21 protein-coding genes and 3 pseudogenes are annotated in these 26216 nt (G+C 71.0%); 5 read left to right on the top strand and 19 right to left on the bottom strand.

All coding sequences use genetic code 11. From position 1 onward, the window contains the following. The 3 genes from OHB56_RS07295 to OHB56_RS07285 all read left to right on the top strand — a co-directional run bounded on the left by OHB56_RS07295 (position 1) and on the right by OHB56_RS07285 (position 3209). Positions 1-726 (top strand): ABC transporter permease, encoded by a 726-nt coding sequence (locus OHB56_RS07295; RefSeq protein ID WP_326751515.1) that lies wholly within the window; start codon positions 1-3, stop codon positions 724-726. A gap of 586 nt (positions 727-1312) precedes the next feature. Further along, complete coding sequence (locus OHB56_RS07290) at positions 1313-3064, top strand: sodium:solute symporter family protein (RefSeq protein ID WP_326751514.1); 1752 nt, start codon at positions 1313-1315, stop codon at positions 3062-3064. Between the two features lie 16 nt (positions 3065-3080). After that, positions 3081-3209: a putative transporter small subunit gene (locus OHB56_RS07285; RefSeq protein ID WP_240497241.1), complete on the top strand. Its 129-nt coding sequence runs from the start codon at positions 3081-3083 to the stop codon at positions 3207-3209. 70 nt (positions 3210-3279) lie between these two features. On the opposite strand, the gene purB is transcribed toward OHB56_RS07285, so the two are convergent. The 4 genes and pseudogenes from purB to OHB56_RS07265 all read right to left on the bottom strand — a co-directional run. Then, on the bottom strand, positions 3280-4722 hold the full coding sequence (gene purB, locus OHB56_RS07280) for an adenylosuccinate lyase (protein WP_326751512.1): 1443 nt from the start codon (positions 4720-4722) through the stop codon (positions 3280-3282). Positions 4723-4903: 181 nt separating this feature from the next. Continuing rightward, a complete protein-coding gene (locus OHB56_RS07275) occupies positions 4904-5773 on the bottom strand; it encodes a universal stress protein (RefSeq protein WP_406352272.1) in 870 nt (289 codons plus the stop codon). A 421-nt stretch (positions 5774-6194) separates the two neighbouring features. Continuing rightward, positions 6195-7265 (bottom strand): zinc-dependent alcohol dehydrogenase family protein, encoded by a 1071-nt coding sequence (locus tag OHB56_RS07270; protein WP_326751510.1) that lies wholly within the window; start codon positions 7263-7265, stop codon positions 6195-6197. Positions 7266-8128: 863 nt separating this feature from the next. Continuing rightward, positions 8129-8239, bottom strand: a pseudogene (locus tag OHB56_RS07265) (XRE family transcriptional regulator); the annotation flags it as partial. Between the two features lie 465 nt (positions 8240-8704). On the opposite strand from OHB56_RS07265, the gene OHB56_RS07260 reads away from it, so the two are divergent. Together OHB56_RS07260 and OHB56_RS07255 are read left to right on the top strand one after the other, a co-directional pair. Then, positions 8705-9583, top strand: coding sequence for a universal stress protein (locus tag OHB56_RS07260; RefSeq protein ID WP_406352270.1), 879 nt, complete (start codon positions 8705-8707; stop codon positions 9581-9583). A gap of 122 nt (positions 9584-9705) precedes the next feature. Then, entirely contained in the window at positions 9706-10761 is a 1056-nt protein-coding gene (locus OHB56_RS07255) for an alcohol dehydrogenase catalytic domain-containing protein (RefSeq protein ID WP_406352268.1), read from the top strand. Between the two features lie 251 nt (positions 10762-11012). On the opposite strand, the gene OHB56_RS07250 is transcribed toward OHB56_RS07255, so the two are convergent. From OHB56_RS07250 to OHB56_RS07180, 15 genes and pseudogenes are all read right to left on the bottom strand, one after another. After that, entirely contained in the window at positions 11013-11264 is a 252-nt protein-coding gene (locus OHB56_RS07250) for a TrkA C-terminal domain-containing protein (RefSeq protein ID WP_326751507.1), read from the bottom strand. 24 nt (positions 11265-11288) lie between these two features. Beyond that, the gene (locus OHB56_RS07245; protein ID WP_406352266.1) at positions 11289-12281 is read right to left on the bottom strand and encodes an Acg family FMN-binding oxidoreductase; all 993 of its coding nucleotides are present in this window, start codon (positions 12279-12281) and stop codon (positions 11289-11291) included. 57 nt (positions 12282-12338) lie between these two features. Continuing rightward, positions 12339-13247 carry a DUF1918 domain-containing protein gene (locus OHB56_RS07240; protein WP_406352264.1) on the bottom strand — a complete coding sequence of 303 codons (909 nt, stop codon included), beginning with the start codon at positions 13245-13247 and terminating at the stop codon, positions 12339-12341. A gap of 625 nt (positions 13248-13872) precedes the next feature. Further along, entirely contained in the window at positions 13873-14694 is an 822-nt protein-coding gene (locus OHB56_RS07235; RefSeq protein ID WP_326751505.1) for a universal stress protein, read from the bottom strand. 69 nt (positions 14695-14763) lie between these two features. After that, positions 14764-15642, bottom strand: coding sequence for a universal stress protein (locus OHB56_RS07230; protein WP_326751504.1), 879 nt, complete (start codon positions 15640-15642; stop codon positions 14764-14766). 670 nt (positions 15643-16312) lie between these two features. Continuing rightward, a complete protein-coding gene (locus tag OHB56_RS07225; protein WP_326751503.1) occupies positions 16313-17089 on the bottom strand; it encodes an SGNH/GDSL hydrolase family protein in 777 nt (258 codons plus the stop codon). 156 nt (positions 17090-17245) lie between these two features. Then, positions 17246-18259 (bottom strand): hemolysin family protein, encoded by a 1014-nt coding sequence (locus OHB56_RS07220; protein ID WP_326751502.1) that lies wholly within the window; start codon positions 18257-18259, stop codon positions 17246-17248. 22 nt (positions 18260-18281) lie between these two features. Next, positions 18282-19655 carry a hemolysin family protein gene (locus tag OHB56_RS07215; RefSeq protein ID WP_406352261.1) on the bottom strand — a complete coding sequence of 458 codons (1374 nt, stop codon included), beginning with the start codon at positions 19653-19655 and terminating at the stop codon, positions 18282-18284. Between the two features lie 208 nt (positions 19656-19863). Continuing rightward, a pseudogene (locus OHB56_RS07210) lies at positions 19864-20121 on the bottom strand (GNAT family N-acetyltransferase); the annotation flags it as partial. Between the two features lie 233 nt (positions 20122-20354). Then, the gene (locus OHB56_RS07205) at positions 20355-20720 is read right to left on the bottom strand and encodes a hypothetical protein (protein ID WP_326751500.1); all 366 of its coding nucleotides are present in this window, start codon (positions 20718-20720) and stop codon (positions 20355-20357) included. Positions 20721-21207: 487 nt separating this feature from the next. Beyond that, positions 21208-21498 (bottom strand): annotated as a pseudogene (locus OHB56_RS07200) (pyridoxal-phosphate dependent enzyme); the annotation flags it as partial. Between the two features lie 457 nt (positions 21499-21955). Then, entirely contained in the window at positions 21956-22087 is a 132-nt protein-coding gene (locus tag OHB56_RS07195) for a hypothetical protein (RefSeq protein WP_326751499.1), read from the bottom strand. 185 nt (positions 22088-22272) lie between these two features. After that, complete coding sequence (locus OHB56_RS07190) at positions 22273-22686, bottom strand: PPOX class F420-dependent oxidoreductase (protein WP_326751498.1); 414 nt, start codon at positions 22684-22686, stop codon at positions 22273-22275. Between the two features lie 857 nt (positions 22687-23543). Continuing rightward, positions 23544-24602, bottom strand: coding sequence for an ABC transporter ATP-binding protein (locus tag OHB56_RS07185; protein WP_326751496.1), 1059 nt, complete (start codon positions 24600-24602; stop codon positions 23544-23546). Then, positions 24599-26212 carry an ABC transporter permease gene (locus OHB56_RS07180; protein ID WP_406352258.1) on the bottom strand — a complete coding sequence of 538 codons (1614 nt, stop codon included), beginning with the start codon at positions 26210-26212 and terminating at the stop codon, positions 24599-24601. The genes OHB56_RS07185 and OHB56_RS07180 overlap by 4 nt, the downstream gene beginning before the upstream one ends. Positions 26213-26216: the final 4 nt, after the last annotated feature.

Here is a 26216-nt window from a genome sequence, read left to right as displayed (position 1 = left end):
ATGCAGTTCGCACCCGTACTCCACGCCGAGTGGCTGAAGATCCGCACGCTCCGCTCGCTTCCGGGCGCGCTGGTGGCGCTGTTCGTGACGACCACCGTGTTCTCCGCGCTCGCCGGTACGTCGAGTACGTCGGAACCCGAGTTCGACCCGCTGTTCACGACCCAGGTCGGGGTCTTCCTGGGACAGATCGCCGCGATCTCCTTCGGTGCCATGGCGGTGTCGGCCGAGTTCCGCAACGGTGCGCTGAGACTGTCGCTGGCGGCCGTCCCGCAGCGCGGGCACTGGTTCGCGGCCAAGATGACCGCCATCGCCCTCCCGGCGCTCGCCGTCGGTCTGCTGACCGCCCTGGCTTCCCTCTTCGCGGCGAGGGCGACGCTGGGCCCGGCGGCGGACGGGCTCACCACGGGCGAGCAGGCGCGCGCGGTCGTGGGCTGCGGCATCTACCTCATGCTGATGGCCCTGTTCGCGGCCGGACTCGCGACCTTGCTGCGCAGCGGCGTGACGACGCTGTCCCTGCTGATCCCGTTCATCCTGATCGTGTCGTTCGTGATCGGGGACGCGGCCGGCACGGCCGTCGAGTTCATGCCCGACCGCGCCGGTCAGGTGATCCTCCAGCAGACGTACGACGGGCCGCTCGGCCCCTGGTCCGGGCTCGGAGTGACCGCGCTGTGGGCCGCCGTGGCGCTGCTGGCGGGGGTCTGGAGACTGCGTCGCAGGGACGCCTGAAGGACAGGGTGCGACAGGGGGCCGACGCGTCGTCAAGTCCCAGGAGCTGTGGGGTCACCGGCTCCATGAGCAGCGCACAGCGCATCGCCCCCACCGACGGGCCGTGCTCCGCCTCCTCCGGCGGAGCGCGGCCCGTCGGACGGTGGCTTCGCGGCACCGGATTCCCTGCGGACACCCTGACACCGCCAGGCGGTCATTTCTGAACAAGTCGGGCGCTCCGTCGCAGTCGCGACTTGTAAAGAGAGAGCTGCAAAGATCCTGATGTGGGAATAACGAAGTTGGACAGGATGGGTGTTGCAGTGTAGACATCAGTTGTCTGTCTCGTGTAGCTGCGAGGCAGCTCTCTGTGGATCTACGGTAGGGCCGAAGGGTGCCACCGTCGGCGGAAGCCGATGCCCTGAGGCTGATTTGCGGGCCCAAAGGGGCCCGCTGTTTTGTGGGCGCCCCCGGCTTCAGCGACGACGCGCCGGGTGGCCGGATGGAGTGCACCCCCGGGCCTCCGGCGCATGGATGCGTTTGGCATGTCCTGGGCGAGTTTTCGGTGCGGTCGCTGACGCCGGGCTCGATGAGTCGAAGGAGGTGGCGTGTGTCGGGCGGAACGGATACGGCCCAGTTCAGCGCCGTGGTTGTTGTTGGCTTGCTGGTCCTCTTCTATGGGGGGACCTTTCTGATCTCGACCCGTATCGGCAAGAGGGAGGAGAACGCCGACGGGTACATGACGGCCGGCAACAACGTCGGATTCGGCATCTCGGCCGCCAGCATGACGGCGACATGGATCTGGGCATCCTCGATGTACGCGTCCGCCACGTCGGGTTACACCTACGGCATCTCGGGCCCCATCCACTACGGGCTCTGGGGCGCCCTGATGATCCTTTTCATCTACCCCTTCGGCAAGCGCATCCGTAAGGTCGCCCCCAAGGCGCACACCCTGGCGGAGGTCATGTACGCCCGCCACGGCCGCTCCAGCCAGTTGATGCTCGCGGGCTCCAACGTCGTCGGCAGCCTCATCAGCCTGATGTCCAACTTCATCGCCGGCGGCGTGCTGATCTCACTCCTGTCACCGTTCAACTTCATCCAGGGCGTCGTCTGCGTCGCCGCGGGTGTTCTGCTCTACACGCTGTGGTCCGGGTTCCGCGCCTCCGTCATGACCGACTTCGTGCAGGTCGTCGCGATGCTCGGTGCCGTGGCCGTGATCGTCCCGTTCATCTTCTTCGCGGCCGGCTTCCCCGCGGCGTTCGAGACCGGTGCGGACAACCTGACCCCGCAGCAGGGGAACTTCTTCTCCAGCGAAGCCTTCATGGGGCAGGGCGCCCCCTACATCGCCGCGGTGCTGGCCTACGCGATCGGCAACCAGACCATCGCCCAGCGTCTTTTCGCGGTGAAGGAGAGCCTGATCAAGCCGACCTTCATCACCGCGACCATCGGGTACGGCGCCATGGTGATCGGCATCGGCATGCTCGGCGTGCTCGCCCTCTACCTGGGCTTCGAGCCGTCCGGTGGCGACCTCAACAACCTCATCCCCGAGATGGCCGCCGAGTACCTGCCGCCCGCGCTGCTGGCCCTGTTCTTCATCATGATCGTCGGCGCGCTGTCCTCCACCGCCGACGCGGACCTCGCCGCCCTCTCGTCGATCACGATGGCCGACGTCTACGGCCAGGGTGTCGGCAAGGAGAAGGCCGACCCGAAGACGATGCTGCTGGTCGGCCGGATCACCATGGTGGTGGCCACCGCGCTGGGCGTCACGTTCGCCAGTCTCCAGCTGAGCATCCTCGACCTGCTGGTCTTCGTCGGCGCGCTGTGGGGCGCGCTGGTCTTCCCGGTGCTGGCCAGCTTCTACTGGGAGAAGGTCACGAACAAGGCGTTCACCACTTCGGTGCTCGTGGCGCTCGCGGTCTTCCTGCCCGTGCGCTTCGGCTGGATCCCCGTGGACGGCGCCTTCGGCATCGTCGTGGACGTGCTGGCGGTCCTCGGCATCGGTGTCGTCCTCGGCCTGATGGTCTTCGGCTTCCTGGGCGCCAGGGCGGCGAAGACCGTCGGTGTGCTGGCCGTGCTGGTCTCCGCGCCGTTCGCCATCGGATCCCTGCACGAGTACGCGACACTGTGCGGTTCGCTCGTCGCCTACTCGGTGAGCACCGTCATCTGCTGGGCCATGTCCGTACGGCAGGAAGAAGGCTTCGACTTCTCCGTCATCGCGGAACGCACCGGCAACTTCGACGACGGCGGCGCCGCGGCGACCGCCGACGGGCAGGGGGAGGCACCCCCTGTCCCCGGCCGGGCCCAGCGCCCCGGAGGCGCCCCGGACGCGGGCGACCTCGAGCCCGCCGCACACACCAAGTGAGACAAGAGGAGGCACAGTGACCGTCGCTCTGAGCGTCTACGTCCTGATGTGGCCCGTCGCCGTGGCCGTCATCCTGTTCGTGATCAGCCGTGGGTTCTTCCGCGAGTGGCTCGAAGCCCGCCGCAACGGCCAGGACATGATCTGACCCGCGCCGTAGCACCAGGCCCTGTCCTCAGGACCCCATGGGGGTTCCGAGGACAGGGCCTGGGAGCGGGTCAGAGAATCGCCCCGGGAGTGTAGGCGGCGGCTTCCGGGTGTTGCTTGACGATCTCGTCGACACGGCCCACGACGGCGGCGACCTGGGCGCTCGCCGCACCCGTGAACGACAGCTTGTCCGCCATCAGCGCGTCCAGCGCGGACCTGTCGAGGGGGATCCGGTCGTCGGCCGCGAGCTTGTCGAGCAGGTCGTTGCGCTCGGCGCCCTGCTCACGCATCGCGAGGGCCGTGGCGACGGCGTTCTCCTTGATCGCCTCGTGCGCGACCTCACGGCCGACACCCGCGCGCACCGCGCCCATCAGCACCTTGGTGGTGGCCAGGAACGGCAGATAGCGGTCCAGCTCCCGGGCGACGACCGCCGGGAACGCGCCGAACTCGTCGAGCACCGTCAGGAACGTCTCCAGCAGACCGTCGAGCGCGAAGAACGCGTCGGGAAGCGCCACCCGGCGCACCACCGAGCAGGACACGTCGCCCTCGTTCCACTGGTCGCCCGCCAGCTCCCCGGTCATCGAGGCGTAGCCGCGCAGGATCACCATCAGGCCGTTGACGCGCTCGCAGGAACGGGTGTTCATCTTGTGCGGCATCGCGGACGAGCCGACCTGGCCCGGCTTGAAGCCCTCGGTGACCAGCTCGTGCCCGGCCATCAGCCGGATGGTCTTCGCCAGCGACGACGGCGCCGCGGCCAACTGCACCAGCGCGGTCACCACCTCGTAGTCCAGCGACCGCGGGTAGACCTGTCCGACCGAGGTGAACGCCTCGGCGAAACCCAGGTGCCCGGCGATCCGACGCTCCAGCTCCGCGAGCCGGTCCGCGTCGCCGCCCAGCAGGTCCAGCATGTCCTGCGCCGTACCGACCGGGCCCTTGATGCCCCGCAGCGGATAGCGGCCCAGCAGCTCCTCCAGCCGGCCGTACGCGACGAGAAGCTCGTCGGCGGCGGTGGCGAAGCGCTTGCCGAGCGTGGTGGCCTGGGCCGCCACATTGTGCGAGCGGCCGGCCATGACCAGCTCGCCGTACTCACCGGCCAGCCTGCCGAGCCGGGCCAGCACCGCCACCGTACGGTCGCGCATCAGCTCCAGCGACAGCCGGACCTGCAGCTGCTCCACGTTCTCGGTGAGGTCGCGGGAGGTCATCCCCTTGTGCACGTGCTCGTGCCCGGCGAGGTCGTTGAACTCCTCGATCCGCGCCTTCACGTCGTGCCGGGTCACCTTCTCGCGCTCCGCGATGGAGGCCAGGTCGACCTGGTCGAGGACCCGCTCGTAGTCGGCGAGCGCCGCGTCCGGCACCTCGACACCGAGGTCCTTCTGCGCCCGCAGCACGGCGAGCCAGAGCTGCCGCTCCAGCCTCACCTTCTGCTCGGGCGACCAGAGCGTGGCGAGCTCGGCGGAGGCATAACGTCCGGCGAGGACGTTCGGGATACGGGGCTTGGCGGGCGCAGCAGTCACGTGCACGGAGTTTACCCGGCGTCCAAGGAGACTCCGAACCGTCCACGCGGTCCGTAAAGACCAGGTCGGACACCTTCCGACCCACGCTCTCCACCGGTTCCGTGAGATGCGTGGGAGACGACGAGGGCCCGCCGGAGCACTCCGGCGGGCCCTCGTATTCACTCTCCGGTCCACCACCGGCTCAGCCGTGCTGGGACTCGGGCACGGTGATCACCGGGCACTCCGCCCGGTGCAGGAGGCCGTGCACCACCGATCCGAGCCTCATGCCGGAGTACCCTCCGCGCCCGTGTCTGCCGACGACGACCACCAGGGCGCCGATCGAAGCGAGAGCCAGTTCCTCCACCGGGTGGCCGCGCAGGACCTCATGGGTGATCTTCACATCCGGGTACTTTCCTCCCCGTCCCGCTACGGTTTCGGACAGGATCCGGCGCCGCTCGTCAAGCTCCGCCGCTTCGTCGCCGAAGGACACGACGGGTCGCCGCCACACCCATACGGCGTGCAGGGCGGCGCTGTGCAGCGCCGCCTCCTCCACGGCGAACTCCATGGCGGTTCTCGAGGATTCGCTGCCGTCGACACCCACGACGAGATGGGGATGCCGTTGCCCCGCGCGCTCCGGCTCCCTGACCACGACGACCGGGCAGTCCGCCTGGGCACTCACCGGAACGGCCACCGAGCCCGCGCTGAAGAGCTCTTCCGGTCGGCTGAGCCGACGGGAACCGACGACGACCATCCGGGCCTGGGCCGCTTTTTGGCAGAGCACCACCGACGGCGTCCCGTCGAGCAGTTCCGTAGCCAGGGGCACTTCCGCGTACAGCGCCCGCACCGTGGCGGCCGCCTGGGTGAGCGCGCTTTCGCCCTGGACCTGGAGCATGGTGCGGTTCCAGGGTGCGTCGACGTGCTGTCCGCCGGGCAGGGGCGGCACCGCTACCACGAGCCGGAGGGGCAACCGTCTGCGGACGGCCTCGTCGGCCGCCCAGGCGAGCGCCGGAACGGACTGCTCGCGCGGGTCGATCCCGACGATCACCTCATCGCGTCCAGCGGTGTTCTGCATGGCTTCTCCCGCCGCTTCACGCCGTCATGGGAAACGGACCCGCGACGAGTGGGCTCGGCATCGCCGTAAGCGCCCTCGGTCGGGCCCCGGTCAGTGGCGCTTGGACGGGACGCTCCGTGCACGCTGTCATCGCGGCCGTACGAGAGCCGGGGCCGGCAGGCCTCCGCCCGGGGGCCGAAGATCCCGCATGGGGTCTGTCCCACTCCATTCTTTCCCCGGACGGGCTCGCCCGCCGCCCCGGGCGGTCCGCGCGGCGGGAATCGCCCGTGGCGAGCCCGAGCCCGAGCCCGGCGGCCGCCCGCCGGGCCGTGTCCTCGTGGTCGCTCTGCACCGCCGCCGGATCGGCCCCTGCGAGACCGCCGCGCGGCTACGGGGCCCCGTGCCGCCGCGGCCCCCGGCCCCGGACGCCCACTCCCTTTGGTCAGGACGCCCGGACCGCCAGGACGTCGTGCTGCTGTCCGCCGAGAACGACCTTGAGCGCACCGGTGTCGGCGGCCCGCGAGAAGACGTCGTACGCCTCTTCCATATGGTCCAGGGGGAACGTGTGGGTGACCATGGACGCCGTGGGCAGGCGGCCGGCGGCCAGCATGCGCAGCAGCATGGGAGTGGAGTGCGTGTCGACCAGGCCGGTGGTGATCGTCACGTTCTTGATCCACAGGTCTTCGAGGTGCAGTGTCGCGGGTTTTCCGTGCACGCCGACATTGGCCACGTGCCCGCCCGGCCGCACCATGCGCGTGCAGGTCTCGAAGCTCTCCGGCACCCCGACCGCTTCGATGACCACGTCGGCGCCGAGCCCTTCGGTGAGGTCGGCGACCAGTTGCTCGGCTTCTTCCCCCGCGGAGGCCACGGCATCGGCGCCAAAGCGCTTGGCGGCCTCCAGCCGGGGCGGGGCGAGATCCACGGCGATGATCTTCTCGGGCGTGTACAGCCGGGCGGTGGCTATCGCCGCGAGCCCGATGGGCCCCGCTCCGACCACTGTGATCGTGTCTCCGGGTCGTACGCGCCCGTTCAGGACACCCACCTCGTAGGCGGTGGGGATGATGTCGGCCAGCAGGACGGCGTCCTTGCTGTCCACCGCGCCGGGAAGGGGGTGCACGGACAGGTCCGCGTACGGCACACGGACGTACTCGGCCTGGGTGCCGTTGATCAGGTGGCCGAGGATCCAGCCCCCGCCGCCGCGGCACTGTCCGTACGCCCCCTCCCGACAGAAGCGGCAGCGGCCGCACGCCGTGATGCACGAGACCAGGACGCGCTCGCCGGGGCGGACACCGCGTACGTCGCTGCCCACCTCGACGACCTCGCCGACGGCTTCGTGCCCGAGCACCGTGCCGGGGCGTACCTCCGGCACATCGCCCTTGAGGATGTGCAGGTCGGTCCCGCAGATGGTCACGGCGTCGACACGGACGATCGCGTCGGTGGCCTCCTGCAGGGCGGGGTCCGCGATCTCCTCCCAGGCGGACTTGCCGGAGCCTTGGAACACGAGTGCTTTCACAACGATCCCTTCCGGGCGGCGGTCGTGGGCAACACCAGCGGCCGGTGCCCTGCGCACGGCCACCCGCAGCCCCTGGAATCGTCGGCGCCGAGGATGGTCGGGGCACCGTGAGGTGGCCATTCGAACGGAGTGACCTCGTCCCTCCAGCCTGCCCGTGACGGCCGCCGTCCGCATGGGCAGTCGATCCCCGCTGCGGGACCGTCGAGCCCGGTATGCCGACCCCGGCCACCGCTTGCGCACCAGGGCTGAACTGCCAAGGCCGGGCGTGACGGGTACGTCGGACGGTCCCATGAGGCCGCCCGGTGGGACCCTGATGGATTCCGGGCACAAGGCGGGACAAAAGGTCGTGATCCGGATGAACGGCCGGGGCGGCTCGGCACGGAGCCGCCGTCCGCGGGTGCGGCGGCCGCCGAAGCCGCCCTGCTCGGCACCAGGACCGCGCTCGCCTCCCCGGGTCTGACGTTCGCCGTCGGCGTTTCGCGCAGTGGCGGCTCGTCCAGGGGCGGTACGAGCAAGGAAGCTGTGAGGGAAACCGGGTCGGACCACAACGGGACCCGAGGCCTCGTGCTCCGGGAGCGGTCGGCGGCTGCCGAGGCGGGCCGCCCGGATGCGACACCTCGCTCATCTCGGTCGCCGTGCGCCTCGTGCGTGCCGTGGAGGGCGTCGTGGACGTCGATCCCCAACTCACCGGTGAATCCGCCGCTCCGGCCGGGCCGGGGGCCGAACCGGCATCGGAATGAGGCACCGTGCGGTCGAGCACAACACGTACCGGGCAGGCGAGTCCGGCAGGCATCCCCACGCGACCGAAGTAATTCGGTGCCCGGTGATGCGTGTGGGCTCGATCGACACCCACATCTCGCGTTCGCCCCCGGCCACGGCTTGGTGTGGGCCAGGTCGGTCGGTCTCCGTACAGCGTCGGGCTCGGTGACCACCCGCGCGTGTCCGGCGACGAGCACGCTCCAGTCCTGACTCATGGCCTCATCCACACGGTCGACCTCGAAGGCGACCTGTGATCCCACGGCCACCGCGGGGAATGGACTCCGGCGCGGAACGCGATCTCACCGTCGATGTCGTCGTAGTCGACCGGAACACCGCCGGGCCGTCAGGTGTCGACACCGCGACGCGTCCCACGCCGTGCGGGGAGATTCGGGACCGTCGATGCGAAGCACCGGAGGAAGCGCCATCGCTTTCGCCTCCTTCTCATACCGGACTTCATGCCCGTCCGTTCGCCGCCGTTTCGCGGACCACATGCGCTGCGAGGAGATCTGGGGTACTCCTCGATGGAGAAGCGTCGTGCTCAACGCATCGACCAGACGCTCATACGGCGCACGGAGCACGCCCCAGGATCGGCCTGCACGGCCCCGACGCCCGGGACGCCGGCAGCCCGACCACAGCCCCACACCGTTCTCCCAGCTTCGTACGAGACGGAGGCAGTCGTCATGGAACGAGTCCTCACCGTGGGCCTCGACGGCTCACCCGAGAGCCTTGCCGCCGCCCATTGGGCCGCCGACGAAGCCCAGCGGCGCAAACTCACGCTGCGACTGCTGCACGCATGGCCCCTGCTGGCACCGGAACCGACCGGCGTCCCCGCGGAAGTGGACCAGAACTACTGGGCGAAGCGGCTCGTGCACAACGCCCGGGCGGAACTCCAGGCGCACCACCCGGGCCTCACCGTCGTCGGCAACCTGGTCGCCGACGACGCCCAGGACGCACTGCTCCAAGCGGCGTCGGAGTCCGAGATGCTCGTGCTCGGCTCGCGCGGCCTGACTCCCGTGGAGAGCTACTTCCTCGGCGACATCAGCATGGTCGTCGTGGGACGCGCCGAGCGGCCGGTGGTCCTGGTGCGTGCCGAGGGGCGGGCGGAAGGGCCCTCGACACCCGAACCAAGTGCGACAGGCGACGTAGTGGTGGCACTGAAACTGCACGCTCCGTACGACGAACTGCTCGATTTCGCCTTCGCCACCGCCGCGGCACGGAACTTGCCGCTCCGCGCCGTCCATGGCCGCGGCACTCCGCTCCACGCGTACACCCCCTGGGGCGTGGACCACACCGTGACCCAGGAGATCGTCCAGGAGGCGCAGAAGGACCTGGATCAGGCGCTCCGTCCCTGGCACGAGAAGTTTCCGGGCGTGAACGTCGCCGACACCATCCGTCTCGACAGTCCTGCCAAGGCCGTTGTAGCAGCCGCAGAGGACGCCGGACTGCTGATCGTCGGCCGACGCAAGCGCCACCCCGACCTGGGACCGTACCTGGGCCCGGTGGCCCAGGCCGCCGTTCACCACGCGCGCTGCCCTGTCGCCGTCATCCCCCATGACTGAGCCGGACAGGTCCGCCCTTGCGGCCCAGCCTCACACGGCGCCCGCCGGTCCCAGTTGCCCGGACGTGCTGTGAGAGCGAATGTAGAGGGGAGGCAGCCGGGGGAGTCAGGGAGTGGGTGATCATGCGAGCACTCGTCTACCACGGCCCCGGACAGATTGCCTGGGACAAGGTCATGGATCCGGCGATCGAGGACCCGACGGACGCGATCGTGCGCGTCGACGCCACCACCGTCTGCGGCACCGATCTGCACATCCTGCACGGAGAACTCCCCGAAGTGAAGCCCGGAACGGTCCTCGGCCACGAGGCTGTCGGCGAGGTGATGGACGTCGGCCGCGAGGTCCACTCCATCGGCCCGGGCGATCAGGTGATCGTGTCGTCCGTCACGGCCTGCGGCCACTGTCAGCCCTGCCGGGACAACACGTTCGGACAATGCCGTGGCGGGGGCGGGTGGATGCTCGGGGACCTGATCAACGGCACCCAGGCCGAGTTCGTACGGGTGCCCTTCGCCGATTACTCCACCCGGCGGACGCCCGGCACCCTGGCGCTCGATGACGCCGTCCTGTTCTCCGAAGTCCTCCCCACCGCCTACGAGGTCGGTGTGCGCAACGGACACGTGAGCCCCGGAGACACCGTCGTCGTCGTGGGCGCCGGTCCGATCGGGCTCGCCGCGGTCATGACCGCGCGGATCTACTCGCCGCGCAGAATCATCGCGGTGGACCTGTCCTCCTCCCGGCTGGAAGCCGCCGTCCGGCTGGGGGCCGACTCCGCCGAACTGCCCGGACGGCTGATGGCCGATCTCGCGGACGGACCCGGCGCCGACGTGGTCATCGAAGCCGCCGGAACTCCGGACAGCTTCGTCCTGTGCACACGAATCGTCCGCTCGGGCGGGCACATCGCCAACATCGGCATGCACGGCAAGCCGGCCACCCTGCACCTCGAGGCGCTGTGGCGCAAGAACGTGACGATCAGCACCGGCCAGGTCGACACCTCCTCCACGCCCTGGCTGCTCGATCTGGTGACGTCCGGACGCCTTCACATCTCCCCGCTCGTCACCCACACCTTCGGCCTCAGCCGGATGGAGGACGCCTACGAGGTCTTCTCCCACGGCACCGACACCGGCACCCTCAAGGTCGTACTGCACCGTGAAGAGAGCGCCCTCTCCGGTGACCGGCCGTGAGGGCGGACCTGCAGCTCCACCGAGCCGTCCGACCCCCGTACCCGGACCACCCGCGCCAACGAAGCTGACGCCACCCGACCAACCGGCCGGTACAGGAGCCGCGGTGGGAGGGTCCGGCCTCGCCCGACGGGCGCCGCGGCCGTCGGCCTCGCCTCGGTCGCCGGCCATGCTCTCCTTCTTCGCCGGAGCGGCCGTCCCGGGGGCAGCAGTCGTGGTCGGCTGCGGCTCCCAGGGCGGCCTGTGTCCGCCTGCTACAGCGTCGGGACGAGAAGTTCGTCGCCGGGCCGCAGCCGCATCTCGGGAGTGGGGACCGTGGGCCGGCCGTCCCGGATGACGGTCGCGATGACGGTGCCCGCGAGGAGGGGGATTTCGGAGAGGACGCGGCCCGCGGCGCGGGACCGCGGGGTGATGGCGGTTTCGACGACGTCGACGCCCGCCTTGCTCAGTCGCAGCAGGGCGACGGTGTCGGTGGCGCCTGTGGCCTCCTCGATGAGGGAACGCAAGGGGTGATGGCGGGGACCGCGGGGTCAGGGTTCGATGCCGAGTACCTCCGCCACAGGGCGGCGCGGCGTCCCGGGACCGTTCGGGCCGTATCCCAGGCGCAGCAGGACCTGCGTATAGCCCGTCCCGGTCATCGGGTCGCGCAACGGCCAGCGCAGGTCCGTCCATTCGAGAGGCTGGGTCGCGAAGGAGCTGGAGAGACCCTCACGGGTGGCCAGCAGCAGGACACGTTCCATGGCCTGGCCTGCGCGGAGCCAGTTCTCCGGGCGGTCGTGGTCCGTGCTGATGAGGGCCAGCTGCGGGGTCTGTTCGAAGTCCGCGGCGTCGCGCCCGGCCACCTGCCGAGGGCCCGCGAAGTCACGCATGGGCGCCTTCCCCCCGCGCTTGCGCGGCCCGAAGGCGTAGTGCGGGACTCCGTCGTCGGCGGTGCTCACCGACGGGGCGTCGATACGCGTCCACCGGGCCAGGTCCTGGTCACTGCCGCGGTCGGTGATGTTGCGTGCCTCGGCTTCCTGGACCGCTTCCAGTACCTCCCTCAGATGCCATGAGGTGGGGAACATCAGTGCCGCTCCCTCGACGCGAGCGGCCGCGCCGAGAGCCTCCCGCACGGCTCCGGGGATCCGCCGTTCCTCGAACGGGTGGCGGCTGCTGTGGCGTTGGTGGATCGCCGGATACAGCGCGCCGAGGTCGCTCTCGTCGTTCGTAGGGTCGGCCAACCGTACTCTTGCCAGGAGCGCCTGGTCAGCGGGGTCGGGCAGGAGCCGGGTTTCCGGGTGCCGGCCCTCGTGGACGATGGCGGCCCTCAGATTCAACAGGGCGGCACCGCAGCCAAGATGAATGCCGCGGGTCTCGGGGTCGGAGTGCGGCATGGCGCGCTCGAAGTCGGCCCGGACCTCGAAAGTGCGGCTGCGCCGGTGATAAAGGAAGCGCCAGGGCTGCGCGTTGTGCATCGATGGGGCGGCCACCGCGTCGTGCACCAGGGCGGCCACCCACTCGTCGGACGGTACTGGCCGGCTCACCGGAACCTCCTTCGAGAGTCGTAGGGACGGGACCGCTCCGCGGTGGCCCGCGTCCGGTCATCCATCGGCCGGGGTGATGCGGCGGCCCGTGAGCTGTGCGGGCCGGATCGACACCCACATCTCGCGTTCACCGCCCGGCCATGGCGCGGTGTGGGCGTGTCCGGTGAGTCTGCGCACGGCGTCAGGCTCCGTCACGACGCTCGCGGGGCCGACGGCGAGGACGCTCCAGCCCTGACTCAGGGCCTCGTCCATGTGATCGACCTCGAAGGCGACCTCCGTTCCGGCAGCCGCTGCGGGTGTGGAGTTCGGCGCGGTCCGGAAGACGATCGCGTCATCCACGACGTCGTAGTTGACCGGAACGACCGCCGGGCGGCCGTCGGACGCCGACACCGCGACGCGCCCCACCCCATGCGTCGAGAGCAAGACGCGGCATTCCTCCGGGCCGATGTCCCGCAGCTGAGGATGCAGCAGCGCCTGTCCTCGGCCGGGTGGCAGATCCATTCCTCCGCCGCGCAGTGTGGTGACGGTGGTGCCCAGCGCGTCGGCCAGCCTGATGAGGGTTGCCGCACTCGGGTCGGCAGGCCGTTCCTCCAGGTACTCCAGGTAGCCGGGGGACATTCGGGCGCGGCGGGCCGTCTCCTCGCGGCTGAGCCGCTGCCTCCGGCGTTCGACGGCCACGCGCCGGCCGATGTCACCGGGGCGGGGCGTCCCGGGCACCGCGGTCTCCTCCTCGGCCGGATCGGGGCTGGAAGGGGAGCGGGCGGTCCCGGGGTGCCCGTGTTCGAGAGGGCGGATGTGAGCGTTGGGTCCGGGGAACACGAGCGTTGTCTCGCCCGTGTCCGACCAGCGCACGTCGTAGGGCGGAGTCCCGTCCTCGTGATGGAGTCCGATGATCTCGCCGTCGCGCCTGGGACCGTCGGCCGTCGTGCTTTCGATGACGAGCTGATCGCCGAGATGAGCTCTCATGACGCCGCCCTCTTCTCGAAGTGGTGCTGTATCCAACGTGCCACGCGCGACGGGCGGCCGCACGGGGCGAGCAGACCTGGAGGCCGGCCACCGGGCTCCGCACGCCCGTCGGTCGACCCGGCCGGTGATCTCGATACGCTGAGCCTCTCTCTCCTCGGTCTCGGGGACCCTCACCGTGAGGACCCCGTCGGTCGGACAGGTGGGCGTCGTCGGTGTCCTCGACGTCGGCCGGGGGCGCTCATGGATCGGTCGCACCGAACCCGGGGGAAGCCGCCACCGGGAAGGCGACGTGCACGAGCCGGTCCACCCCGGCGCGCGGGTCCTCCAGCTCCCGCAGAGCTGCCGGAAGCCCACCTCCGCATCACCGTCTCCACCGGCGCAACGCCGTCGTCGGGGAGTTCGCGCCCTCGGGTGCGTGATCTCCGCGTCTCGACGGCGGACCGGATGTGCGGGGCGAACCTTGTGCGCTCATGAGTCGGCCTCCAGCGACTCGTCGGCCGTCCTCCGCCACCTGCTCCCACCGTCGAACGGCGTTGGGCTCGGGGCATGGGGCCGAAAGTCCCTGTGGGCCGGTTTCCGGCCCGATTCCACCGGTTGCCGTCATGGTCTCCCTCTGCCGCCGTGGTCATATCCGTGGAACGACCGCGACAGGACACGGCGCGTGATGCAGTAACGCGTGATTGATCAGGCCCAGTTGCAGGCCCGGGTGCCCCCGCCGCCCGTGTGCGCCGACGACCAGCAGGTCCGCCGCCGACGCCGCGTCCAGCAGCGCTCGGCGGGCCGGGCCCTCGATCACCCTGGGATCCACCCGGGTGTGGCGATACGGATCCGCCGGGCTGCGCAGGGCGTCGTCGAGCACCTGGGACGGTGGGCGCCGATGGGCCTCCAGGGCGTACCACGATGAGGCCGGCCGTGGGGTGAGAGTCCTGGACGACGGGTTCCAGGCGTGCACCGCCGTCAGCCGGCAGTTCCGCACATGGGCCTCGCGGAACGCGAACTGCAGGGCCGCGCCGCTGCCCTCCCCCTCCTCGACACCGACGACGATGTTCCCGAACAGGCCGTCCCGGTGCTCCGCAGTACCACGCACCACGACGACCGGGCAGTCCGCTCGTGCCGCCACGGCCAGACTGACCGTGCCCAGGAGCATTCCGGCGAGGTCTCCGAGCCCTCTGGACCCGAGTACCAGCGCGAAGGCGTTACGCCCCTTGCGGATGAGGGCGGAGGCGGCGTCCTCGTGCAGCTCCTCGCTTGCCGGCCGGACCGTGGGAGCTCTTCGCCTGGCGCGCTCCGAGGCGGCACCGATCACGCCGGACGCCTCGTGGGCACCGGCCGCCGCATGCAAGAGGTGGAGCGGCACGCCATGCCGGACCGCCTCGTCGGTGGCCCAGTCCACCGCCTCCAGACTCGCTTCGGATCCGTCGACGCCGACCACCAGGGGAATCGTCATCGCACCCGCCTCCTCCGCCTCGACCACTCGGCAGTGTGCGGGCACGGTGTCCCCGGGCCGTTCGGCGCTTCACACCGGGACCACGATGACGGGGCAGTGGGCATGGTGCAGTACTCCCTGGCTCACCGAGCCCAGCAGCATGCCCGTGAACCCTCCGTGCCCGCGGGCTCCCACGACCAGTCCCAGGGCGTGTTCCGAGGCTTCCGTCAGGGCTTGCACAGGGTGACCTCGCACGACTTCGTGGTGCAGCTCGACTCCCGGGTGCGTCGCGGTGCGGCCCGCGACCGTCTCGGACAGCACACGGCGGCACTCCCGCACCGCGGCGTCCTCGTCCAGGACACCGAGGAGCGGCGGATGCCACACGTACAGGGCCCTGAGGGCCGCTCCCCGCAGGGCCGCCTCCTCGAACGCCACATCCACAGCCGCGACCGCGTGCGGACTGTTGTCGACGCCGACCACGAAGTACGCGGGTTCCTGGGTGGTGTGCTCCGGCTCCGGGACGACGACGACCGGGCAGGGCGCGTGAGCGGTGAGCGGGAGTGAGACGGAGGCCGAGGCGAACAGTTCGTGCCGGGTGCTCAGATGCCAGGAACCCACCACGACCAGGGAAGCGTTCCGAGCCTCCTCACGCAGAACCCACGCCGGCTCGCCCTCCGCCAGCAGGGTCGACACCTCCACCGTCGGCCACCGGGATTCGACGAAGGCGACCGCCCCCTCGAGCACCTCGACACCCGTTTCGTGCAGCGTCCGGTTCCACTTCTCCCAGGACGGCTGTGTCTTGGTCTTGCCCGACCGGTATCCCCCCGTCGGTACGCCCTGGGCGTGGACGAGCCGCACCGGCAGGCCGCGGCGATCCGCCTCGTCGGCGGCCCAGGCGAGTGCCAGCCGCTTCGCGGGGTCGGGGTCGATACCCACCACGATCGGTTTACGGCCGTCCGCACCGCTCATGGCACCTCCAGGAAATCCCGTGCCGCCGCCCGTCCTCTGCCCTTCCAGCGTGACCCCGGCCGTCGGAAGCCGCCAGGTGGCCGACCGCGCGCGGTGGGGCCCCTGATACGGGGCGTCGCATGCGGACGAGTCTCGAGGGACGCAGACGGAGCCCTCGGCTCGGCCGCTCCGGGACAGCGGCCGCCCCGGGACAGCGGAGCACCTGCGGCAGCGGTCGTTCGAGGGCGACAGTCGTGGCGTGGCATGGAGAGCCGGCAGGGACGTCAGAGACTCCGGCCGGCTGCGGTGTGGGTCGATGGCTTGCGGGAGGCCGGGTGCAGTGGTGTTGAGCTGTGCGGTTCTGCGCTGCGCTCCCGACTTCGTGCGGCTGCGGCTGCGGCTCCGGTGATCGGAGTGTTGACCGATTGCCGCGGCAGCGCCATGTCCGGTTGGTGGGTCCGTCCGGCCTGCGCCGCCGTCGTGGCAGCCGGGACGACGGAGGTCGCGATGTGGTGGACGAGCTGCTCGGCTGCCACCAGGTGCTGCTGGAGCTGCGTGACGTGCTGGTTCGATCGGTCAGCGCGACGCTCATGGGAACGGGCTGCCCGGCGGTGGCGCACGGCCGAGCCGGCAGGTCGGCGCCACGGGTGATGCGGAGGAAGCCACGGGGCGAGGCGGCGGTCTCCCGCCGTCACCGCTCGTCGTACGGCAGCAGTTCGGGGCGCTTGGGCGGACGGCCGTCGCCCGAGGAGCGGCCGGTGAGGCGGCGGCCGATCCACGGCAGCAGGTGCTGCCGGGCGAACCGGGCGTCCGCGGCGCGCCGTGTCGTCCAGCCCGGCGGCAGCGAGGCCGGCGGGGGCAGCTGCCACTCGGGATCCTCGGGCGGGTAGCCCAGCGACTGCCACACCGCCTCCGCGACCCTGCGGTGCCCGTCGGCCGTCAGATGCAGCCGGTCCACGTCCCACAGCCGCTGATCGCCGAGCGAGGGCGCCCCGTACAGGTCGACGACCAGCGCGCCGTGCCGTTCGGCCAGCTCGTCGATACAGGTGAACAGCGCCTCCATGCGCGGCCGGAACCGCTCCTGCACGGGGCCCTGGCGGGCCGGGCTGCGCATCAGCACCAGTTGCCTGCAGTGCGGGGCCAGCCGCTCCACCGCCTCGGTCAGCAGATCCCGCACCATGACCATGTCGCATTTGGGCCGCAGCGTGTCGTTCAGCCCGCCGACCAGGGTGACCACGTCGGCCCGCATGGCCGCCGCCGTGTCCACCTGTTCGTCGACGATCTGCCGGATCAGCTTGCCGCGCACCGCGAGATTGGCGTACCGGAATCCGGGAGCGACGGCCGCCATCCGCGAGGCGAGGAGGTCGGCCCACCCCCGGTACGTGCCGTCGGGCAGCAGGTCCGACATGCCCTCGGTGAAGGAGTCGCCGACCGCGACCAGGCTGGTGTGAGTGGGGTTCGTCTGCATGGCGACAGAGATGATATCCCGTGCACATACCCGTTGGTCGGTCGGCTCCTTTCCTGCCCCAGGACCGTCGGCCCTCGTGCTCCGTCCCCGTTCGTCCCCGGCCGGAAAACCCGGCGGGCCCGTCCGGGCCCGCCGGGTTTTCCGGCCGGGGATCGCTCAGACCCGCTGGCCGAACAGCTTCTGCAGCACGTCCTCCATCGTCACCAGCCCCGCCAGCCGCCCGTCCGACCCGAGCACGGCCGCCAGGTGCGTGCGGCTGCCGCGCATCGCGGTGAGGACGTCGTCCATCGGCGTGCTCTCCCGCACCCGTGCGATGGGACGCATGTCCCGCAGCAGGAACGGCATGTCGCGCGGAGAGGCGTTGAGGGCGTCCTTCACGTGCAGGTAGCCGACGATCCGCCGACCCTCGTCCACCACCGGGAAGCGGGAGTACCCGGACTCGGCCGAGAGCTCCTCCAGCCCCTCGGGAGTGACGCCCACGCGCGCGTAGACCACGCTCTCCAGCGGCAGCACCACGTCCCGCACCGGCCGGCGGCCGAGTTCCAGCACGTCGTTCAGGCGCTCCTGCGCGCGGTCGTCGATCAGACCCGCCTCGCCGGAGTCCTTCACCATCTGCGCCAGCTCCGCGTCGGAGAAGGTCGCCACGACCTCGTCGCGCACCTCGACCCGCAGCAGCCGCAGCAGTGTGTTGGCGAAGGTGTTGATCGTGAAGATCACCGGGCGCAGCGCCCGGGACAGCGCCACCAGCGGCGGACCGAGCAGCAGCGCGCTGCGCACGGGTTCCGCGAGGGCGATGTTCTTCGGCACCATCTCGCCCAGCAGCATGTGCAGGTACGTCGCGAGCGACAGGGCGATCACGAAGGACACCGCGTGCCCCGCGCCGGCCGGCACGCCCATCGAGTGGAACGCCGGTTCCAGCAGGTGCGCGATGGCCGGCTCCGCGACCACACCGAGGACCAGGGTGCACAGGGTGATGCCGAGCTGCGCGGCCGCCATCAGGGCGGACACGTGCTCCAGGCCCCACAGCACCTTCTTGGCGCGCCGGTCGCCCTGCTCGGCGTGCGGCTCGATCTGGCTGCGGCGCACCGAGATCAGCGCGAACTCGGCGCCCACGAAGAAGGCGTTGACGACCAGCGTCGCCAGACCGATCAGCAGTTGTACGGCAATCATCGCCGGGCCCCCCTCTCACGCGTCATGCCGTGCCTCCTGCCGTACGGCTCGGCGTCCGGCCCCTCGTCCGTCGGTCCTGCGGGTGCGCGTCGGCGAGCGGCGCGTGCAGCAGCACGCGTGCCGCGCGGCGGCCCGTGGCGTCCAGCACCTCCATCCGCCAGCCGGCGACCTCCAGGGTGTCGCCGACGGCGGGGATCCGGCCCAGCTCGGTGGCCACGAGCCCGGCCAGGGTCTCGTACGGCCCGTCCGGCACGCGCAGGCCGACGCGCGCGAGCTGGTCCACGCGCGCGGAACCGTCGGCCGAGAACAGGTCGTGCCCCTCCTCGTCCGAACCCGTCCGGGCCAGGTCGGGGGTCTCATGCGGGTCGTGCTCGTCGCGGACCTCTCCGACGACCTCCTCGACGATGTCCTCCAGCGTGGCCACGCCCGCCGTACCGCCGTACTCGTCGATCACCACGGCCATGGTGCGCCGGCCGGAGAGCCGGTCCAGCAGCCGGTCGACGGTGAGCGATTCCGGGACCAGCAGCGGCTCGCGCATCATCTCCGACACGGGAACCCGGGTCCGGCGCTCGGCGGGCACCGCCAGTACGTCCTTGATGTGCGCGGTGCCGACCACCGAGTCGAAGGTGCCGCGGTACACCGGGAACCGGGACAGGCCCGTCGCCCGGGTCGCGTTCGCCACGTCCTCGCAGGTCGCCTGGACCTCCAGTGCGACGACCTGGACGCGCGGGGTCATCACGTTCTCCGCGGTGAGATCGGCGAGGTTCAGGGTGCGGACGAACAGCTCCGCCGTGTCGGCCTCCAGGGCGCCCTTCTTGGCGGAGTGCCGGGCCAGCGCCGCCAGCTCCTGAGGGCCGCGCGCGGAGGCCAGCTCCTCCGCGGGCTCCACACCGAAACGGCGCACTATGCGGTTGGCCGTGTTGTTCAGGTGCGAGATGAAGGGGCGGAAGGCGGCACTGAACCAGCGCTGCGCGTTGCCCACGTTCTTGGCGACGGCCAGCGGCGACGAGATCGCCCAGTTCTTGGGCACCAGTTCGCCGACCACCATCAGGAAGACGGTCGACAGCGCCGTACCGAGCACCAGTGCCAGGGAGCTCGCCACCGAGTCGGAGATCCCGACGCTCCTCAGCGGGCCGGAGATCAGCGCGGCGATCGACGGCTCGGCGAGCATGCCGACCACCAGGTTGGTGACCGTGATGCCGAGCTGCGCACCGGAGAGCTGGAAGGTCAGGTTCCGTGCGGCTTTGAGCGCACCGGGGGCGCCGCGCTCGCCGCGCTCCGCCGCCCGCTCCAGGTCGGACCGCTCGACCGTGGTGAGGGAGAACTCGGCCGCGACGAACGCGCCGCACGCGAGGGAGAGCAGGATCGCCACCAGGAGAAGGAGTACCTCGGTCACCGGGACACCCCCGCCCCACGACCGGACGGGAGGAGAACGAGTATGCGATGTGATGTGCGGCGACGTCGGGTACTTCGATGCCGCGTTCTACTGGGGGGCTCGCCCATGGGCGGACGCACACAACCTTTCATGAAGGACCGGGTTACCCTCCCAGAGTAAAGGACCAGCAAAGGTCTTCGGTGAGGTCATCCGCCGTCCGTCCGCACGCTCAGGGCCTGCCGTCCGGAGTGTCACCGGGCAGCGGCTTGACCCAGCGTCGCCAGTGTTCCTCGGGCGCGTACCCGGCGGCGCCCCACGCGCGGTGCGCGGTCTCGTTGCGCCGCAGCACCATGGCGTCCGCGCGGCGCCCGCCGAGGCGCGCGAACCGCTCCTCGGCGGCGGCCGGCAGTGCGGAGGCGACGCCCTGCCTGCGGTGGTCCGGATGCACCGCTAGGCGGTACAGGTGGCAGCGCCAGCCGTCGAATCCTGGCTGCTCACACACCCCCCGGAGCGCTGCCCGTGCCTACAGCGGGTCTGTGCGGTGAACCGTACAGACCCGATGCAACCGGGCTCACTGGTCTTTGTGGGGCAGGGATGGTCTTCGAGGGGCTCTGGGAGAAGGTCTTCTCCCGGGTTTCTCCTCAGCAGCGGTGCTGCGGTCCGGCGCATGCGGCTGCATGGCAGGGTGCTTGGGTGAATGTGCTCCGACTGGTGGCTTGCTCAGGCGGGGTACGGGTCGTAGCAGTCCAGAGCCGGGTGGTACAGCACCTGCCAGGTGCGGCCCTCGATGACACCGTTCTGCGGCAGGCCGTGGCAGCCCTGGATCCACTGGAGCTTCTTCAGCATGGCTGAGTCGAACGCCCCGTCGAGGGCCAGCTTGGGCGGCTGACCTCCCCACATGTTGCTCAGGCACTGCGCCTGCTTGACCGCCGCACCGGTGTCACCGTGCGTAAGCGCGGGCCGATACGTCGATGAGGTGTAGGAACAGCGGTCGGGGGAGGCCAGGGCGGAATGCGGTGCCACCAGGCCCAGTGCTGCGGCTGTGCACAGCCCCGCCCCCAAGGTGAGCAATCTGCGCTGTCTCATGCCGTTCCTTCCGGTCGGGCCATGTGCCGGCGAGGCCCGGCGTCCGGGGGCGATATGCACCCTCATCATGCCCACACTCAACAACGACCGCGAGTTACGACCCGCACGCACAGAGAGTGCGCCGCCGGCCGGACGGCACATTCTCGAGCGGCGGGAGGAGCGGGGGGAACGGTGGCGACGCACCCGGCATGCGCGTTCAGCGCAGGCGTAGTGCCTCGCGGATCGTGGTGAACAGGTCGGTTGGGACTGGTCCGGGGCGTTGGTCGAGAAGGTGTGTCCAGGGCATGACGCAGCCGGGCGGCCCGGACCGTACGGGCGAGCCGCCCGGTGCTGCGGCTTACGCTGCGACGGGCTGCGGCCGCGGTGCGGTGAGGCGTCCGGTTCGGCCGAGGGCCGCGACCGCTGCGGCGCAGGCTGTCCCGGTCGCGGTCAGAGCAGCCCAGGTCAGCCAGGTGGCGTCATGGCGCCCTGCGAAGTCCCAGAGTGCTCCGGTGCCGAGGGTGCCCGAGGTGGACTCCACGATCCGCGCACCAGGCACGAGCAGGCCGCGTTCCCGGGCCGCTCGCACCATGTGCAGGGCGGTGCGGTCCTTGATGCCGCCGGGGTTGTGCCCTTCGAGCTTGGCCCAGAAGCCGCGTCCGGCGGCGGTGAAGGGTTCGCCGATCCACAGGACGGGGGTGTCACCGACCAGTCCGGCGGGAGTGTGCATGGGGCGCTTGGCGTCGGCCAGCAGCTGCGCCGGGCCGGCCGGGGCAACGGTACGGGTCAGGGGTTTCATGGCGTGCTTCTCCTGCCACCGGCACTCTGGTCAGCCGGTGGCGCGTAGGCGAACGGGGCAGGGCTGATCGGCTGCCGTCCCTTCGTCGGGGAAGAGCACGGCAGCGAGGCCGATCAGGTCCGCCACACGCCGAACATGGCCTGTTCGTCACCTGCTGAGAAGCCGACTTCCGCTGGGGGAATCTGCGGAAGAACCGATGGCGCGCCGACCGGCAAGGCTGTGCTCTGGCCAAGTGGGCTTCGGCGCGTTGGCCTTTCGGCGCAGCACCGCCACTTCATGCCGCAAGATCAGTATCTCGGCGTTCTTCGCCGCGGTCGACCGGCACAGCAGAGCAAGCCGCGCGAAGATCCGCGTAGCGGGCAAGTAGGTCATTCGCGCGAGCACGACGACCGATCATGCCCGACTGCTTTCTCAGCACGTTGCCCCAGGTCAGCTGCAGTAAACCCGTTTTGGGGCACTACGGGCGGAGCAGATCGGCCAGGATCACCCGGTCGGTGTCGGTGCACGTCGGCTTGCCGGCCTGACGTTGCAGGGCCGGCAGCTGGTGTTGCAGGGCGGGGATCTCGATGTCCTTGTCCCGATCGCTCATCGGCGGCAGACGGAGCCAGGGCGAAGGCATTGGTGGCGGTGAGGTGGGCCGGGCGTGGCGGCACGGGAGATCATGATGTCGTCCGCATCGGTCCGCGGGAAGACGATCAAAGGCCGGTGTGCGCGGCTCGCCGCTGGGCAATCAAGGCCGTGACCTGCGCGGATGTTTTATCGGCACCCGCAATGTCACCAACCGGGCGGCCGCACTGTGCCCATCACACGGGTCACGGTGATCTCGATGACCACGCGCTCGGGGTTGGGACGGGGAGGCCGGTAGCGCTCGGCGTAGCGCCGTTCGGCCTCGGCGACGGACTCCGGATCGTCCTTGACCAGCGCGGTGCCTTCGAGGGTGCACCAGCGGCGCCCTTCGACCTGGCTGACCGCGACCGTCGCGCCGGGTCCGGCCGCCCTGACGTTGCGGACCTTCTTGCTGCCGGCGCTGCTGATGACGCGTGCGATGCCGGCCTCGGGATCGAAGGTGACGCCCACGGGGACGAGATGAGGGCTGCCGTCCGGGCGGTGGGTGGCCAGGAAGCAGATCCGTCGTTCCTGCCAGAAACGGTCCTCCTCCGCCCCGGGCGGAGGTACGTCGGTTGTCATGGTGATCCTTCGTCGAGCCAGCAGCGTGCCAATTCTCCCCCAGCCTGCAGCCTCCGAGTACCGGGTCTCTCCGGTCAGGCAAGAGGGGAGGACCAAGAGGGCGGAAAAGGTACGGCAACCTTCCACGACCGCGGCGGCCACCGAGTGATCGAGATCGTGTCCTGTCCGTGTACAGGCGAACCTCAGTTCGTACGCCGGCAACCACCGCCGCAGCACGCACGCGTTGCCGCCTTCGGCGATCTCACCGCGCGCCGCGAACAGTTGGAAGCGCAGCACAAGGCCAGGGTCGGCGGCATCGCCCACGAGCTGCGGACCCCGCTGACTCGGCACGGTCGCATGAGGGTGGCAGCATCCGGCGCGAGATGCTCGACCGCGTCCTGATCGTGGGTGAGGCCCACGCCCGCCACGTCCTGGCCGCCTGCCCAACGGCACTACGACGACCGCCGCCCTCACCGGGCCCGTCGCCGACTACCGCCTGACGCCGAGGAACGGTCCGACGTCGCAGTGCACGCCCTCGAGGTCCGCCGGGTGCTGCGGACCCGGCTCCTGGGCGGCGTGATCAGCGAGTACCGCTGCACCGCTTGACCGGCGACGACGACTTTTCGAGCAGCACACCCTCTCGTGCGAACAGGGGCAGCGGCCCAAAGTCTTGGACTCGGGCGGCGTAGCGGGGAACCGCGTCGTAGTACTGCTCAAGTCGGTCCAGCAGCTCACGGCGATCAACAAGATCCACAGACGTCACGCCGAGCATCCAAGCAGGAGCTCGGGAACGACTGCCACCGCATTACGTCCCGTCACGGCCGGCTCCTGGATGAAGCGGCGATCAACTGCCGACAGCGGTATCACGAACCAAGTCGTTACCCGTGGAATGTGGCCTCGCCGGTCACGCGGATGGCGGTCTCCTGACCGGGGCCCACCGGCAGCGGGCCCGCGACGCGGACGTCGACCGGGGCCTCGAGCCCCTGCACGGCGACGGTCACCGTCGCGTCGTGGCCGTAGAAGCACACGTCCGTGACCATGCCTCGTACCGCCCCAGCGGTGCCCGCGTCGGTCAGTTGCAGCTGCTCGGGGCGGAGCACCACCGTGCCGGTGCCCCGCCCGTGCGGCGGTGAGGCCAATGCCACGGGGCCCACGGGGGTGCTGGCCGTGGAGCTGCCACTCCGGACGGTTCCCGGGAGGAGCACGGCATCGCCCACGAAACCGGCGACCCACGGGTCGGCGGGGCGTCGGTAGACCTTCTGCGGGGTGTCGCACTGGGCGATGCGGCCCTGCCGTACGACGGCCACGAGGTCCGCGGTGGAGAGGGCCTCCTGCTGGTCGTGTGTGACCAGCAGTGCCGTGGCCCCGGTGGCCCGCAACGCGGCCCGTACATCCGCGCGTACTCCGGCGCGCAGTGCGCTGTCGAGGGCGTTGAAGGGTTCGTCGAGCAGGACAAGCGCGGGGCGCGGGGCGAGCGCCCTGGCCAGGGCGATGCGCTGCTGCTGTCCGCCGGACAGTTCGTGCGGCATGCGGTCGCCGTAGCCGGTGAGCCCGACGAGGTCGAGCATCTCCTCCGTACGGCGGCGGCGCTCGCCCCGGTCGGATCCGGTCAGGCCGAAGGCGACGTTGCGGGCCACGCTCAGGTGCGGGAAGAGGGCTCCCTCCTGGGGCACGATGCCGATGAGGCGGCTCTCGGGCGGCAGCTGGACGCCGGGTCCCGTCAGGGTGCGGCCGCCCACGGCGACCGTACCCGCGTCGGCGCGCAGGAATCCGGCGACGATGCGCAGCAGGGTGGTCTTGCCGCAGCCGGAGGGACCGAGCACGGCAGCCAGGGCGCCGCCCGGGACCGTGAGGTCCACTCCCCGCAGGACGGGGGCTTCGGGGCCGTACGACTTGGTCAGTTGCTCGATGCGGAGCTCGTTGTCGTGGTCGTTCATGTGTGGTGCCTGCCCAGGAGGTAGGAGGGGACGGCGGCGAGCAGGATGAGGGCTGCGGCGTAGGGGGCCGCGGCGGCGAAGGAACCGGCGCCGGTCTCGGTCCACAGCCGGGTGGCCAGGGTGTCCATGCCGGTGGGGCGCAGCAGCAGCGTCGCGGGCAGCTCCTTCATGCAGACCACGAAGGTGAGGGCGGCGCCGGCCGCCACGCCCGGTGCGGCCAGCGGCACGGTCACTTCGCGCAGCACCCGCAGGGGCGATCTGCCCAGCGAGCGGGCGACGTCCTCCAGTACGGGCGGTGCCTGCAGGACGGCGGCGCGGGTGGCGGCCACCACGAGCGGGAGGAAGAGGACGGCGTACGCGCAGACCAGCAGGGGGAGTTGCTGGTAGAGCGGGTAGACGTAGCGCACCGCGAAGAAGACCAGGGAGAGCGCCACGGTGATGCCGGGCAACGCGTGCCCGGCGTAGGCGGCCTGCTCCAGCAGCCGGGCGCCGCGCCCCCGGTGCCGTGCGGCGACCACCCCGACGGGGAGCGCCAGCACAGTGGTGAGCGCGGCTCCGGCGGCGGCGACGCCGAGTGTGGCCCAGGCGGTCCGGGCGAGGGCGCCGGGGTCCCAGGTCGCGGACGTGCCGACGGCCAGCCAGTAGCCGAGGGTGACGAGCGGGAAGACGACGGCGGCTGCCGTCACCGCCGCGCACCAGGCGAGGGCGGGGGTCCGCCAGCGCCCCAGCGGGATCCGTGCGGCCGGGCGTGCGGTGCCGGCGCCGGTCCTGGCATGGCCCGCGCGGCCCCGGGTGCGGGTCTCGGCGGCGACCAGCGCCACCGTCATCACCACCAGGACGACGCTGAGTGCGGCGGCCGGGGTGCGGTCGAAGGAAGCGCTGTAGGAGGTGCGGATGGCCCGGGTGAACGTGTCGTACCGCAGCAGCGAGACCGCGCCGAAGTCCGAGAGCACGTACAGCGCGACCAGCAGCGCTCCGCCCGCCGCGGCCGGGCGGAGCTGGGGGAGGGTGACGCGGAGGAAGGTGCGCAGGGGGCCGTGACCGAGGGAGCGGGCGGCCTCCTCCTGAGCCGGGTCGATGCCGCGCAGGGCGGCGGCGACCGGCAGGTGGACGTACGGGAAGCTGACCAGGGTGAGTGCGAGCGCGGCTCCGGTGAACCCCGCGATCTCCGGCACGGCGGCCAGCCAGACGAAGGCGGCGACATAGCTGGGCACGGCGAGCGGCAGGGTGGCCAGCACCGACCAGGCGCGTGCCCCGGGCAGGTCGGCGCGCACGGTCAACCACGCCAGCGAGACGCCGAGCACCAGGCAGGCCGCCACCACAACTGCCGTCAAGCCGAGGCTGCGGCCCAGGAGTTGAAGGGTGCGTTCGCCGGCGACGATGTCCCAGGCGTAGCCCGGCCCGCGTTCGAGTGCGCGGACGGCGAGGTAGCCGAGCGGCAGCAGGGCGAACACGGCGGCGACGCAGGCGGGGACGAGCAGGACCAGCGGCGGTCTGCGTGCGGCCGCCCGCCGGCCGGCCGTACGGGCCCTGCGGGCCTTGCCGGCGCGCTCGCGCCCGGCGGAGCCGTCGGCTCCGTCCGGGCGCGTGGTGACTTCAGGTGTGCGCACAGTG

The organism is Streptomyces sp. NBC_01635, from assembly GCF_045209715.1.
GTDB classification, from domain to species: domain Bacteria; phylum Actinomycetota; class Actinomycetes; order Streptomycetales; family Streptomycetaceae; genus Streptomyces; species Streptomyces hirsutus.
The sequence above is the reverse complement of the archived record's forward strand: the minus strand, read 5'-3'. Positions and strand labels throughout refer to the sequence as shown.

Bases quoted from the DNA above. Each gene is read 5' to 3' on its own strand.
- OHB56_RS07295 (WP_326751515.1), top strand. From the start codon at position 1: ATGCAGTTCGCACCCGTACTCCACGCCGAGTGGCTGAAGATCCGCACG.
- OHB56_RS07275 (WP_406352272.1), bottom strand. From the start codon at position 5,773: ATGCAGAACACCGCTGGACGCGATGAGGTGATCGTCGGGATCGACCCG.
- OHB56_RS07260 (WP_406352270.1), top strand. From the start codon at position 8,705: ATGGAACGAGTCCTCACCGTGGGCCTCGACGGCTCACCCGAGAGCCTT.
- OHB56_RS07255 (WP_406352268.1), top strand. From the start codon at position 9,706: ATGCGAGCACTCGTCTACCACGGCCCCGGACAGATTGCCTGGGACAAG.
- OHB56_RS07240 (WP_406352264.1), bottom strand. From the start codon at position 13,247: ATGAGAGCTCATCTCGGCGATCAGCTCGTCATCGAAAGCACGACGGCC.
- OHB56_RS07235 (WP_326751505.1), bottom strand. From the start codon at position 14,694: ATGACGATTCCCCTGGTGGTCGGCGTCGACGGATCCGAAGCGAGTCTG.
- OHB56_RS07230 (WP_326751504.1), bottom strand. From the start codon at position 15,642: ATGAGCGGTGCGGACGGCCGTAAACCGATCGTGGTGGGTATCGACCCC.
- OHB56_RS07225 (WP_326751503.1), bottom strand. From the start codon at position 17,089: ATGCAGACGAACCCCACTCACACCAGCCTGGTCGCGGTCGGCGACTCC.
- OHB56_RS07220 (WP_326751502.1), bottom strand. From the start codon at position 18,259: ATGATTGCCGTACAACTGCTGATCGGTCTGGCGACGCTGGTCGTCAAC.
- OHB56_RS07205 (WP_326751500.1), bottom strand. From the start codon at position 20,720: ATGAGACAGCGCAGATTGCTCACCTTGGGGGCGGGGCTGTGCACAGCC.
- OHB56_RS07195 (WP_326751499.1), bottom strand. From the start codon at position 22,087: ATGAGCGATCGGGACAAGGACATCGAGATCCCCGCCCTGCAACACCAG.
- OHB56_RS07190 (WP_326751498.1), bottom strand. From the start codon at position 22,686: ATGACAACCGACGTACCTCCGCCCGGGGCGGAGGAGGACCGTTTCTGG.
- OHB56_RS07185 (WP_326751496.1), bottom strand. From the start codon at position 24,602: ATGAACGACCACGACAACGAGCTCCGCATCGAGCAACTGACCAAGTCG.